This is a genomic window from Pantoea cypripedii (genome assembly GCF_011395035.1).
GTDB classification, from domain to species: domain Bacteria; phylum Pseudomonadota; class Gammaproteobacteria; order Enterobacterales; family Enterobacteriaceae; genus Pantoea; species Pantoea cypripedii_A.
Window position 1 is genome coordinate 883715 of sequence record NZ_CP024768.1, and the last position, 13029, is coordinate 896743.

Consider the following 13029-nt stretch of genomic DNA (forward strand, 5'->3'; position numbering starts at 1 on the left):
CATGGACATCGCGCAGTTTCCGCAAATCAATCCACCGCAACGCCTGCTGATGGGGCCGGGGCCGATCAACGCTGATCCGCGCGTGCTGCGCGCCATGTCGACGCAGTTAATTGGTCAGTACGACCCGGCGATGACGAATTACATGAATGAGGTGATGGCGCTGTATCGGGGCGTGTTCCGTACCGAAAATCGCTGGACCATGCTGATCGACGGGACTTCACGCGCCGGAATCGAAGCGATTCTGCTGTCGGCGATCCGTCCGGGCGATAAAGTGCTGGTGCCGGTGTTCGGTCGTTTTGGTCATCTGTTGTGTGAAATTGCCCGCCGCTGCCGCGCTGAAGTCCACACCATTGAGGTGCCGTGGGGCGAGGTGTTTACGCCGGATCAGATCGAAGACGCCATCAAACGTATCAAGCCACGTCTGCTGCTGACTGTGCAGGGCGATACCTCCACCACCATGTTACAGCCGCTGGCTGAGTTGGGTGCCATCTGCCAGAAATATGGCGTGCTGTTCTACACCGATGCTACGGCCTCGCTCGGCGGTAACGCGCTGGAAACCGATGCCTGGGGGCTGGATGCGGTCTCCGCGGGGATGCAAAAATGCCTCGGCGGCCCGTCTGGGACATCACCCATTACCCTTAGCCCGCAGATGGAAGCGGTGATCCGCAAACGTAAATGCGTGGAAGAGGGGATCCGTACCGCCGATCATCAGGACGGCGAGGACGAGATGATCTACTCCAACTACTTCGATCTCGGCATGGTCATGGATTACTGGGGGCCGGAGCGTCTGAACCATCATACCGAAGCCACCACGGCGTTGTTTGGTGCGCGTGAGTGCGCGCGTCTGATCATGCAGGAAGGGCTGGATAACGGTATTGCCCGCCATAAGCTGCACGGCGATGCGCTGCTGAAAGGTATTCAGGGTATGGGGCTGGAAACCTTCGGTGATCTGCAACATAAGATGAATAACGTGCTCGGCGTGGTGATCCCGCAAGGCGTGAACGGCGATCAGGTACGTAAACTGGTGCTGGAAGATTTCGGCATTGAGATTGGCACCTCGTTTGGTCCGCTGCATGGCAAAGTGTGGCGTATCGGCACCATGGGCTACAACGCGCGCAAAGATTGCGTGATGCAAACCCTGACGGCGCTGGAAGCGGTGCTGAATCATCTGGGCTTCCGCTCCACACAAGGTGCGGCATTGCAGGCTGCCTGGGATCACTACGGGAGCCACGCATGAGTGAAAGCCTGATGACTGCCAGCGAGGCGCAGTCAGCCGCCGCACGCGTCATGGCGCGCTGCGATGCGCTGGCTGAGATCAGTGAAACGGAAGATGGCCTGATGCGGGTTTATCTTTCGCCGGAACAGATGCGCGCCAATCAGCGCGTCGGTGAGTGGATGCAGGCTGCGGGTATGACGGTGTGGCAGGATGCGGTCGGCAACATTTGTGGCCGCTATGAATCCGCTACGCCGGGTGCACCGGCGCTGCTGCTCGGTTCACATCTCGATACTGTGCGTAACGCCGGTCGTTATGACGGGATGCTGGGCGTACTGAGCGCGATTGAAACCGTGCAATGGCTACACGATCACCAGCAGCGTCTGCCGCTGGCGATTGAGATTGTCGGCTTCGGCGATGAAGAGGGCACGCGTTTCGGTATTACGCTGCTGGGCAGTCGTGGCATCACCGGCAGCTGGCCGGAAAGCTGGGTCACCCATCCCGATGGCAACGGTATTACGGTTGCTCAGGCGATGCAGGATGTGGGTTTAGACGCAGCAAAAATCCTTGATGCGGCGCGTGATGTTAACGACATCGCCGCGTATCTGGAGCTGCACATTGAGCAGGGGCCATGCCTGGAACAGGAAGACCTGGCGCTCGGTGTGGTCACCGCCATCAATGGTGCACGCCGTCTGAATTGCCGTTTTACCGGCGAGGCGGGCCATGCGGGTACGGTGCCGATGACGCATCGTAAAGACGCGCTGGCAGCGGCTGCCGAATGGATGGTGTTTATTGAGCAAACCACCCGCGAGCTGGACCCGCAACTGGTGGCGACGGTGGGAACGTTGCACTGCGCCCCTGGGGCGGTGAATGTGATCCCCGGTGATGTGCAGTTGTCGCTGGATGTGCGTGGCCCGCAGGATGAACCGCTGGCGCGCCTGCTGTCGCTGTTACTGACGCAGGCGGAAGCCATCGCCTTACGCCGTGGTCTGACATTCAGCGCGGACGAGTATTATCGTATCGCCGCCACCGCCTGCGATACGCGCCTGCAACAGGCGCTGAGCCATGCGCTGGAAACGGTGCAGGGGCGCAGCCTGTCGCTGCCAAGCGGTGCCGGACATGATGCGATCGCCATTGCAGAGCGCTGGCCGGTAGGAATGCTTTTTGTGCGCAACCATCGCGGCATCAGCCACCATCCGGCGGAGTCGGTGCAGGCGGCGGATGTGGCGCTGGGTGTGCAGGCATATTTGCAGGCGGTGTGCGATTTGGCGCGGGTATAACAGGAGTGGTGGCATGAATCTGGAGAGTTTTAATCAGTTGTCGCCAGCGGAAGCACAGGCGGCGATTGCCCATTGTGTCGCCATTCCCGCCTGGCAACAGGCGCTGGTGGCAGCCCGCCCGTTTGCCAGCAGTGCCGGGTTGATCGCCGAAGCTGAGGCACTGGCGCTGCAGTGGCAGGGGGCGGAACTGGAACAGGCGCTGAGCGCCCATCCGCGCATTGGTGAAAAAGCGCGTGGCGAGGGGAAAGAAGCGACCTTTTCGCGTAGCGAGCAGTCCGCCATGCTGGATGCCGACGGCGCGTTGCAGTTTGCCATGCTGGCGGGAAATCAACGCTATGAACAGCGCTTTGGCCGGGTGTTTTTGATTCGCGCTAAAGGGCGTAGCGGCGAGGAAATGCTGGCGGAGTTACAGCGCCGCCTGAATAATGATGCCGCGACAGAACAGCAGGAAGCGCTGACACAACTGCGGGAAATTACTTTGTTACGGCTGAAGGAGAGCATCCTATGAGCACCATCACCACGCATATTCTCGATACTGCGCTGGGTAAACCGGCGATTGGTGTGGCGATTTCGCTGGAACAGAACAGCCCGGAAGGCTGGCTGCCGCTGGCACAAGGCAAGACCGATGCCGACGGGCGAATTAAAGATTTAACGCCAGAGCCGTTAGCGCCAGGACATTATCGACTGACTGCTGAAATCGGTGATTATTTTGCCGCAGCGGGCCGTGATGCGCTGTATGTCAGCGCGCAGATTGATTTTGTGCTGGGGGAAACCGGCAGCCATTATCATCTGCCGTTCCTGATTTCCCCGTGGTCGTGGTCAACCTATCGCGGCAGTTGATGTTATATCCCCGTAGCAGCGCGATTTATCGCGCCGCTACGAAGGTTTTACAACGTAAACGCATCCGCATCGCGCCACGCCGGGAAGCGTTCACGATACGCCTGCAACTCCTCCAGCGACAACTCAGCATCAATGCGCGCCCGCGCAAACGGCTCAGCGGCGGCCAGGATGTCACCCAGCGGCGAAATAATCCGGCTATCGCCGCTGTACTGGTGCTGGTTACCATCGCTGCCGACGCGGTTACAGCCCGCGACATAGGCCTGGTTCTCAATCGCCCTTGCCAGCAGCAGTGACTGCCAGTGCAGCGCACGCGGCGCGGGCCAGTTGGCGACAAACAGCGCCAGGTCATAATCGTTGCGGTTGCGGGTAAATACCGGGAAACGCAGGTCATAACAAATCTGCGGCAGAATGCGCCAGCCACGCCAGGTAAACACCTCGCGCGTTTCACCCGCGACATAATGCTGATGTTCGTTCGCCATGCGGAACAGATGGCGCTTGTCATACTGATGCAGCGTGCCATCCGGCTCAACCAGCAGGAAACGGTTTACCGCGCCTTTTTCAGTCTGAATCGCCGCGCTGCCGCCCACCAGCGCATTGCTGGTTTTGGCATGCTGGTGCAGCCACGCCACCACCTCTTCCTGGGGCAGCGAGCTTTCCGCCGCTTCCATCGCGAAGCCAGTGGTAAACATCTCTGGCAGCAGGACCAGATCGCGTCCTTCAATGCCCTTCAGTACGCCGTCGAAGTGGCGCAAATTCGCGGCGCCATCCATCCAGCTCAGAGTTTCCTGCAAAACGGTAATTTTCAAAGCTGACATAAACGCTCCGCTGCGGCGTCAAGCGTCGCTTCCTGTTTGGCAAAGCACAGGCGGATCAGCTTATGCGGGAAAGGATCGGCGCAGAACACCGACAGCGGAATCGCCGCCACGCCGACTTCTTTGGTCAGCCACTGGCAGAAACTCACGTCATCCAGATCGGAAATGGCGCTGTAGTCCGCCAGCAGGAAGTAGGTACCTTCACAGGGCAGCACTTCAAAACGACTTTTCGCCAGCGCCTGTACCAGACGGTCACGGCGCGTGCGGTAAAATTCTGGCAGCTCGCGATAGTGCTCCGGCTCGGCGCGCAGCATATCAGCAATCGCCAGCTGTGCCGGGGTATTCACCGAGAAGGTCAGGTACTGGTGCACTTTGCGGATTTCCGCGCTGATCGCCGCGGGTGCCACGCAGTAACCCACTTTCCAGCCGGTCATATGGAAGGTTTTACCAAAGGACGACACGGCAATCGCCCGCTGACGCAATTCGGCATGGGCCAGCACGCTGGCATGTCCCTCTTCGGCGAAGCAGATATGCTCGTAAACTTCGTCGCTCAGAACATAAATTTCCTGTGCGGCGATGGCCTGCCACAGCTGGGCGTAATCACTCTTGCGCCAGACGGTGGCGGAAGGGTTGTGCGGCGTATTCAGAATCACCAGCCGGGTTTTGGCGCTCAGCAGGCTCTGGAAGGCGTTCCAGTCCACGCGGAAACCCGGTGGCTGCAAGGCAATGCGTTTCAGTACGCCACCGGCCAGCTGCACGGCAGGGGCATAGCTGTCGTAGCTGGGATCGAAGCAGATCACTTCATCACCCGGACGCACCAGCGCGGTAATGGCGGCGTACAGTGCCTCGGTTGCCCCGGCGGTGACGGTGATATCGCTGTTCACGTCAGGTTTGTGCCCATACAGCTCTGCCGTTTTATCGGCGATGGCTTCGCGTAACGGTAACGCACCGGTCATCGGGGCATACTGGTTAGCCCCCTGGCTGACGTGATACGCCAGGCGTTCCTGAAGATAGCGCGGGCCGTCGAAATCAGGGAAACCCTGCGACAGGTTAATGGCGTTATGTTGCTGCGCCAGCGCGCTCATTTGGGTAAAAATGGTGGTGCCGAGCGCCGGTAATTTGCTCTCGGGAATCAGGTTGTGCTGCGTCATTGATCTTTTGCCTTAAGCGCGAATGTCGTTGCGGAGTTAACCCTCTGTTGCTGCCACTATAAACAGGATGTTAATATTTGGCAATCGAGACGCTTAGACGTCCAAACTAACCTGCGGGATATCAATATCGCTATGACCGATTTTCTTCCACTGGAACAGCTGGTGGCTGCCTGTCACTGGATTGGCGCAAAAGGCTGGGCTCCGGCCACGGGCGGCAACATGTCGGTTCGTCAGGACGACGAATATTGTCTGCTGAGCGCCTCGGGTAAGGATAAAGGCCGTCTGACGCGTGATGACTTTATCCAGGTGGAGATTGCCACTAACGAGGTGCCATCCGGGCGTAAGCCGTCGGCAGAAACCGGTCTGCACACCTTGATTTATCGTCTGTTCCCGGAAGCCGGTGCCGTGCTGCATACGCATACCGTCAATTCGACGGTGCTGTCGCGAGTAGAAAAGGGCAGCGCGCTGCTGCTGAGCGGTTATGAAATGCAGAAAACACTCGCCGGTCAGGATACCCATCTCAACACCGTGGCGATTCCGCTGTTTGATAACGACCAGGATATTGATGCCCTGGCAGAACGTATCGCAGCCTTTGCTGCTGAAACGCCACTGCGTTATGGTTTTCTGCTGCGCGGCCACGGCCTGACCTGCTGGGGTAAAGACGTCAACGAAGCCCGTCGTCATCTGGAAGGGCTGGAATTTTTGTTTGAATGTGAACTACAACGTCGGCTGCTGGAGGCCAGATGATTCGCGCAATTGTTACCGATATTGAAGGCACCACCAGCGATATTCGCTTCGTCCATAATGTGTTATTCCCGTATGCCCGTCAGCATCTGGCGGCCTTTGTGCGCGAGCATCAGGCAGAGCCGGGCGTCGCCGCCGCGCTGGACGCGGTGCGTGAGGAATCCGGCGCACCCGAGGCCTCGCTTGATGAGGTGATCGCCACTTTGCTGAGCTACATCGAGCAGGATCGCAAATCACCCGGCCTGAAAGCGTTGCAGGGTATGATCTGGCGTGATGGTTATGTTGAAGGCCAGTTTACCGGCCACCTCTATCCGGATGTGCTGCCCGCGTTTGAACGCTGGCGTCAGCAGGGTAAGGCGCTGTATGTATATTCCTCCGGTTCGGTGGCGGCGCAGAAATTGTTATTTGGCTACAGCGACGAAGGTGATTTAACGTCGTTGTTTAGCGGTTATTTTGACACTGGTGTCGGTGCCAAGCGTGAAACCCAGTCCTATCGCAATATCGCGCAGCAAATTGGTGTTGAACCTTCTGAATTGCTGTTTTTGTCCGATATTCACCAGGAACTGGACGCGGCGGCTGACGCTGGCTGGCGCACCCTGCAATTAATTCGCGGCGAGGCGGATAGTGAAAGTCGCCATCGTCAGGTAAACGATTTTTCCCAGATTAACCCGGAGTCGATTTAGGATGAGTGCACTGACCATTTTTACCGATACTGAAGCCAGCCAGCCGGTGTGGCACAGCAGCGATGCAGAAGCGATTCGCGAGCGTCTGAATGCCAAAGGCGTGCGGTTTGAGCGCTGGCAGGCAGATCGCGATCTGGGTGCCAACCCGGATTCTGACACGGTGATTAAGGCCTACCAGCATGCGATTGATCGTCTGGTGGCAGAGAAAGGTTATCAGAGCTGGGATGTGCTGAGCATGCGTGCGGATAACCCGCAGAAAGAAGCGCTGCGCAGTAAGTTTCTTAATGAACATACCCATAGCGAAGATGAAGTGCGTTTCTTTGTCGAAGGATCGGGTTTGTTCTGCCTGCATCTGGATGGCCAGGTGTATCAGATCCTGTGTGAAAAACAGGACCTGATTTCCGTGCCAGCCGGTACGCCGCACTGGTTTGATATGGGCTCAGAGCCACACTTCACCGCGATCCGTATTTTCGACAATCAGGAAGGCTGGATTGCCAATTTCACCGGTGACAGCATCGCGGATGCGTACCCGCGTCTGGCCTGATAATTTTCTGACCTGTAGCGGCGCGATTTATCGCGCGTTTTTTTCCGCATCGCGCACGGAACGCGCGATAAATCGCGCCGCTACGGCCGTGCATCATTTACGGCTGAAAAATCCCTGCCTGAACCTGCTCAGGCGTCACCACGCCGGTATCCAGCACCCAGCCACTGATAAGCGCAGCGGGCGTGACATCAAACGCCGGGTTGTAAACAGCGGCATTCTCGGGTGCCCATTGCACGCTGCCAAAACTGCCGGATACGCCGGTCACTTCGCTGGCGGCACGCTGTTCAATCGGAATCGCGTCACCGTTCGGGCACAGGCGATCCAGCGTGGTATGCGGCGCAGCCACATAGAATGGAACACCGTGATAATGCGCCAGCACCGCCAGGCTGTAGGTGCCGATTTTATTCGCCACATCGCCATTGGCGGCGATACGATCCGCGCCGACCCAGATAGCATCCACCACGCCCCGTGCCATCAGGCTGGCGGCCATTGAATCGGTAATCAGGTGATAAGGAATCCCCAGTTCACCCAGCTCCCAGGCGGTGAGTCGTCCTCCCTGCAACAGCGGGCGGGTTTCATCGACCCAGACATTTTTCACTTTGCCCTGCTGATGCGCATGGGCAATCACCCCGAGCGCGGTGCCGACACCTGCTGTCGCCAGGCCACCGGTGTTGCAGTGGGTCAGCAACTGGCTGCCCGGCGTGACCAGCGCACTACCCGCGCGGGCGATGTTGTCACACAGTTGCTTATCTTCTGCGACCAGACGCAGCGCTTCTGCCGTCAGCGCGGTGACAAAATCGTTCTCCGCCAGCGCCACTTTCATACGGTCCAGATTGTTCATCAGGTTGACCGCCGTCGGGCGTGCCGCGCGCAGCACCTCCAGCGCCTCCGCCAGCCCGGCTTTATTCATCCCTTGTTCAGCCAGCAGTGCCAGCAGCAGGCTGGCGGAAAGGCCAATCAGCGGTGCGCCACGCACACGTAACGCGTGGATATGAGCGACCAGCTGCGCGACATCATGCGCGGGTAGCCAGTTTTTCTGCTGCGGCAATGCCTGCTGGTCGAGGATCCACAGCTGGTTATCACGAATTTCCAGGCTGGTTGTGCGAAGTGTTTGCATGGTGTGAAATCTCTGTTGCGTTAATGGCGGCTATTGTGCCAACATGCGTGACGGATGTATAGACGTCTGAACGGCTTATTACTTACGATTGACGAGGAACAGGCAATGTCGCAATACCGTACGTTCACCGCTGCCGATGCTGTGGAATATGCAAAACAATTTGGCGGTGTGGACGATCCGTCAGCGCTGGTGAGCGCCGAGGAGATCGGTGATGGGAATCTCAACCTGGTTTTTAAGATCTACGACAACCAGGGCGTCAGCCGTGTGGTGGTGAAACAGGCGTTGCCGTATGTCCGCTGTGTCGGCGAATCCTGGCCGTTAACTCTCGATCGTGCGCGTCTCGAAGCTCAGACGCTGGTGGAGCATTACAAACATTGCCCACAGTACACCGTGCATGTCACCCATTACGACGCCGAACTGGCGGTGATGGTGATGGAAGATCTTTCCAGCCATCGTATCTGGCGTGGCGAGCTGGTAAAAGGCGCATATTATCCGCAGGCCGCCAGCCAGCTGGGCGAATACCTGGCGCAGACCCTGTTCCATACCTCGGATTTCATCCTGCATCCGCATAAGAAAAAAGCCGAAGTGGCGCGCTTTATCAACCCGGAAATGTGTGAAATCACCGAGGATCTGTTCTTTAACGATCCTTACGTCGATCATGAACGCAATAACTACCCGGCGGCGCTGCAATCGCTGGTGGAAAGCCTGCGTAGTGATGACGCACTGCGCATTGCGGTGGCCGGTCTGAAGCATCGCTTCTTTGCCGATGCCGAAGCGTTGCTGCACGGCGATATCCACAGCGGATCGATCTTCGTGGCGGATGGCAGCCTGAAAGCGATTGATGCGGAGTTTGGCTACTTCGGACCGATCGGTTTTGACATCGGTACCGCGCTGGGCAATCTGCTGATTAACTACTGCTGCCTGCCGGGCCTGCTGGCCCCGCGTGAAGCGGCGGAAGCGCGTGAACGTCGCCTGAGTGATGTCCATCAGGTGTGGAGCACCTTTGCCAGCCGTTTCCTCGAACTGGCGCAGGCCAAAACCACCGATGTGGCGCTGGCGTATCCCGGCTATGCTGCCGCTTTCCTGCGCAAAGTGTGGAGCGACACCATTGGTTACTGCGGCACCGAGCTGATTCGCCGTACCGTGGGCATGTCACATGTCGCTGATTTCAAAAATATTGACGATGATGCCATGCGCACCGAGTGCATCCGCAACTGCATCACGCTGGGGCGCACGCTGATTCTGGCGGCCAACCATATTGATGATGTGGATGGGTTGATTGCCCGCATTCGTCAGGCGAGTTAAATGAAAAAGCCTCCCGGTGGGGAGGCTTTGTTTGCGCGATAAATCGCGCCGCTACGGGGCTTAAGCTGCTTCGCTGGGGCGGTTTGCCGGCTTACTTTGCGGCTTTGGCACCGCCAGCGCTTCCGGCGCAAACTCATCCACGTTAATCGAACGCAGGCGGCTGGCCTCGGCACGGGTCAGAATCTTCGCTTCCGCTTCATCAATCCAGCCCTCCGCCAGACCACGCTGCGCCAGCTGATCCAGCCGGGTGAAGGCGACATTTTTCTTCAGCTGCACGCACAGACGATCGTGAATCACCTCCGCCGCCATCACATCCTGCAACGCCTGTTCCAGCTGGCCCGCCGGGTTGTGGGCGCTCGGCGTCAGATACTGACCACGACCCAGACGGGTACGTGTCGCGGAGGGCAGCTGCAACAGTTTCGCCAGTTTATGGTCGAGCTTATCAGACGGTGCCGGGCAGTGATGTCCACCGGCGAAGATCACCCCACGCAGCGCCCCGGCGACAAAGCGATTCGGGAAGTTGCGCAGCAGATCGTCGATGGCCACTTCTGCCTGATGCAGCGCATCCTGGACGCCCCAGTGCACCAGCGGCAAGTCAGCTTCGTTACGGCCTTCATCCTCATAACGTTTCAGCGTTGCTGATGCCAGATAGAGCTGGCTCAGGACATCGCCCAAACGCGCAGAGATACGCTCACGACGTTTCAGGCTGCCGCCCAGCACCGCCATCGCCACATCAGCCAGCAGCGCCAGGTTAGCGCTCAACCGGTTCATTTGCTGATAATAACGACGCGTGGCGTCACGGGTGGGGGTGGCGCTGGTACGGCCACCGGTCAGACCCAGCCACAGGCTGCGCACCTTGTTGCTGCCGACATGGCCGATATGGCTGAACAGCGCACGGTCAAAGGCTGCCAGATCGTTTTTCGCCGCCGCATTCATCTCTTCCAGCACCCACGGATGGCAGCGAATGGCACCCTGACCGAAGATGATCATGCTACGCGTCAGAATATTGGCACCTTCGACGGTAATGGCAATCGGTGCGCCCTGATAGGCGCGGGCGAGGAAGTTATTCTCGCCGAGCATGATGCCTTTACCTCCGGCGATATCCATCGCATCAATGATCGACTGCTGGCCGCGATGGGTGCAGTGATATTTAACAATCGCCGACAGCACCGCCGGTTTTTCACCCAGCATAATGCCGCTGGTGATCAGCGTCGCTGCCGCATCCATCACGTAGGCATTACCGGCAATGCGTGCCAGCGGTTCTTCAATGCCTTCCATTTTGCCGATGGACACTTTGAACTGGCGGCGAATGTGCGCATAAGCACCGGTCGCCAGCGCGATACTTTTCAGGCTGCCAGTGGAGTTGGACGGCAGGGTGATACCACGCCCTACCGAGAGGCATTCCACCAGCATACGCCAGCCCTGACCGGCCATCGCCGGGCCGCCGATAATGTAATCAATCGGTACGAAGATATCTTTGCCACGCGTCGGACCGTTCTGGAACGGGACGTTAAGCGGGAAGTGGCGGTGACCAATTTCCACGCCTGGCGTGTGGGTAGGGATCAGTGCGCAGGTGATGCCCAGTTCTTCGGTATTGCCCAGCAGGTGATCCGGGTCGGAGAGTTTAAAGGCCAGGCCGAGCACGGTGGCAATCGGTGCCAGGGTGATATAGCGCTTATTCCAGGTCAGGCGCATGCCGAGCACGTCTTTGCCCTGCCATTCACCCATGCACACCACGCCGGTATCCGGGATGGCTCCGGCATCAGAACCGGCTTCCGGGCTGGTCAGCGCGAAGCAGGGAATTTCGTCGCCGCGCGCCAGGCGTGGCAGGTAATGATCTTTCTGGGCATCGGTGCCGTAGTGTTGCAGCAATTCACCGGGGCCAAGGGAGTTAGGCACGCCAACGGTGATGGCGAGGATACCGGACACGCCCGCCAGTTTTTGCAGTACGCGCGCCTGAGCATAGGCCGAGAATTCGAGGCCGCCATACTCTTTTTTGATGATCATGGCGAAGAAACGATGTTCTTTCAGATACGCCCACAGTTCCGGCGGCAGATCGGCCATTTCGTGGGTGATCTGGAAATCATTCGCCATACGGCAGGCTTCTTCTACCGGGCCATCGAGAAAAGTTTGTTCTTCTTCTGTCAGGCGTGGCTGCGGGTAGTTATGCAGCTTTTGCCAGTCCGGCTTGCCGCGGAACAGGTCGCCTTCCCACCAGGTGGTACCGGCGTCGATGGCTTCTTTTTCGGTACGCGACATCGGCGGCATCACTTTCTGAAAGCTGTGCAGCATCGGTTTTGAAAACATGCTGCGACGCATCGCCGGCAGGTTAAAGGGTAACAGGATGATGGCGAGCGGCAGCAGCAGCCAGGGCGTCCACAGCCCGCTAAATGCCAGCGCTGCGGTCCATAACAGCAGGATAGCGCTGCTGAAACGCAGGGAAAGTTGATGGTAGAAGAGGGCGCTAATCAATATCAGCGTCGCAACGATTGAGGCAACCAGCATAATGAACCGCTCCGTAAGTTGTAAGAGGTCTGACCTGTTATGTATAGAGGTTTAGAGCAGCGCCGGAAATTTATCAATCTGTTTACAACACAATTACAACCCAACTCACAAAATCCTCGGGATAGGTTGATCTGACACACGGCTTCACGCTTTTTACCCTCCGGAGCCGGGCTTTCACCTGCGCCTGTGCTTTGCGCCTCCACGCCATTCCGTTAAACTTGCAGGGGTCAATCTTTCCTCTAAAGGACATCCCTATGTATCAGGACATTATCCGGTCAGAACTTAATGAAGCCGCCGATACGCTGAACAATTTCCTCAGCAATGAAGCCAACATCCATGCGATTCAGCGCGCGGCGGTGTTGCTGGCAGATAGCTTCAAAGCGGGTGGCAAAGTGCTTTCCTGCGGTAACGGCGGCTCGCATTGCGATGCCATGCACTTCGCCGAGGAGCTGACCGGGCGTTATCGTGAAAACCGTCCTGGCTACCCGGCGATTGCCATCTCTGACGTCAGCCATCTTTCCTGCGTCAGCAACGATTTTGGTTACGATTACGTGTTCTCACGTTATATCGAGGCCGTGGGCCGTCCGGGTGATGTGCTGCTCGGCCTGTCCACTTCCGGCAATTCCGCCAACATCATCAAAGCGGTGGAAGCGGCGCGCGCGCAGGGCATGAAGGTCATCACGCTGACCGGTAAAGACGGCGGCAAAATGGCCGGTACGGCGGATATTGAAATCCGGGTGCCGCATTTTGGTTATGCTGACCGCATTCAGGAAATTCATATCAAAGTCATCCATATCCTGATGCTGCTGATTGAAAAAGAGATGGTGAAGTAAGT

General features: G+C 58.0%; 13 protein-coding genes. 9 read left to right on the forward strand and 4 right to left on the reverse strand.

Translation table 11 applies throughout. The features are described from left to right. Position 1 precedes the first annotated feature (1 nt). Genes CUN67_RS03980 through uraH form a run of 4 tightly spaced genes read left to right on the forward strand, consistent with a single transcriptional unit; the run spans position 2 to position 3333 of the window. Complete coding sequence (locus CUN67_RS03980) at positions 2 to 1237, forward strand: pyridoxal-phosphate-dependent aminotransferase family protein (protein ID WP_208714098.1); 1236 nt, start codon at positions 2 to 4, stop codon at positions 1235 to 1237. Further along, a complete protein-coding gene (hpxK, locus tag CUN67_RS03985; protein ID WP_208714099.1) occupies positions 1234 to 2493 on the forward strand; it encodes an allantoate amidohydrolase in 1260 nt (419 codons plus the stop codon). The genes CUN67_RS03980 and hpxK overlap by 4 nt, the downstream gene beginning before the upstream one ends. A gap of 13 nt (positions 2494 to 2506) precedes the next feature. Next, positions 2507 to 3001, forward strand: a complete 495-nt coding sequence (gene uraD / locus CUN67_RS03990; protein ID WP_208714100.1) for a 2-oxo-4-hydroxy-4-carboxy-5-ureidoimidazoline decarboxylase — start codon at positions 2507 to 2509, stop codon at positions 2999 to 3001. Continuing rightward, positions 2998 to 3333 (forward strand): hydroxyisourate hydrolase, encoded by a 336-nt coding sequence (uraH, locus tag CUN67_RS03995; RefSeq protein ID WP_208714101.1) that lies wholly within the window; start codon positions 2998 to 3000, stop codon positions 3331 to 3333. The genes uraD and uraH overlap by 4 nt, the downstream gene beginning before the upstream one ends. Positions 3334 to 3380: 47 nt before the next feature. Here uraH and CUN67_RS04000 read toward each other — a convergent pair whose 3' ends face one another. Both CUN67_RS04000 and CUN67_RS04005 read right to left on the reverse strand, forming a co-directional pair. Beyond that, positions 3381 to 4148: an amidohydrolase gene (locus CUN67_RS04000; protein WP_208714102.1), complete on the reverse strand. Its 768-nt coding sequence runs from the start codon at positions 4146 to 4148 to the stop codon at positions 3381 to 3383. Next, the gene (locus CUN67_RS04005) at positions 4136 to 5296 is read right to left on the reverse strand and encodes a pyridoxal phosphate-dependent aminotransferase (RefSeq protein ID WP_208714103.1); all 1161 of its coding nucleotides are present in this window, start codon (positions 5294 to 5296) and stop codon (positions 4136 to 4138) included. Before CUN67_RS04005 ends, CUN67_RS04000 begins: the two co-directional genes overlap by 13 nt. A gap of 132 nt (positions 5297 to 5428) precedes the next feature. Between CUN67_RS04005 and CUN67_RS04010 the strand changes: the two genes are divergently transcribed. Genes CUN67_RS04010 through CUN67_RS04020 form a run of 3 tightly spaced genes read left to right on the forward strand, consistent with a single transcriptional unit; the run spans position 5429 to position 7267 of the window. Next, on the forward strand, positions 5429 to 6043 hold the full coding sequence (locus CUN67_RS04010) for a methylthioribulose 1-phosphate dehydratase (RefSeq protein WP_084872950.1): 615 nt from the start codon (positions 5429 to 5431) through the stop codon (positions 6041 to 6043). Continuing rightward, positions 6040 to 6723: an acireductone synthase gene (gene mtnC, locus CUN67_RS04015; RefSeq protein WP_208714104.1), complete on the forward strand. Its 684-nt coding sequence runs from the start codon at positions 6040 to 6042 to the stop codon at positions 6721 to 6723. Before CUN67_RS04010 ends, mtnC begins: the two co-directional genes overlap by 4 nt. A 1-nt stretch (position 6724) precedes the next feature. Continuing rightward, entirely contained in the window at positions 6725 to 7267 is a 543-nt protein-coding gene (locus CUN67_RS04020) for a 1,2-dihydroxy-3-keto-5-methylthiopentene dioxygenase (RefSeq protein WP_208714105.1), read from the forward strand. A gap of 97 nt (positions 7268 to 7364) precedes the next feature. Here CUN67_RS04020 and mtnA read toward each other — a convergent pair whose 3' ends face one another. Beyond that, a complete protein-coding gene (gene mtnA / locus CUN67_RS04025; protein ID WP_208714106.1) occupies positions 7365 to 8384 on the reverse strand; it encodes an S-methyl-5-thioribose-1-phosphate isomerase in 1020 nt (339 codons plus the stop codon). Positions 8385 to 8489: 105 nt separating this feature from the next. Between mtnA and mtnK the strand changes: the two genes are divergently transcribed. After that, positions 8490 to 9689, forward strand: coding sequence for an S-methyl-5-thioribose kinase (gene mtnK / locus CUN67_RS04030; protein WP_208714107.1), 1200 nt, complete (start codon positions 8490 to 8492; stop codon positions 9687 to 9689). Positions 9690 to 9749: 60 nt separating this feature from the next. Here mtnK and fadE read toward each other — a convergent pair whose 3' ends face one another. Continuing rightward, entirely contained in the window at positions 9750 to 12194 is a 2445-nt protein-coding gene (fadE, locus tag CUN67_RS04035) for an acyl-CoA dehydrogenase FadE (RefSeq protein WP_208714108.1), read from the reverse strand. Between the two features lie 254 nt (positions 12195 to 12448). On the opposite strand from fadE, the gene lpcA reads away from it, so the two are divergent. After that, positions 12449 to 13027, forward strand: a complete 579-nt coding sequence (gene lpcA / locus CUN67_RS04040) for a D-sedoheptulose 7-phosphate isomerase (protein WP_208714109.1) — start codon at positions 12449 to 12451, stop codon at positions 13025 to 13027. Positions 13028 to 13029 lie beyond the last annotated feature (2 nt).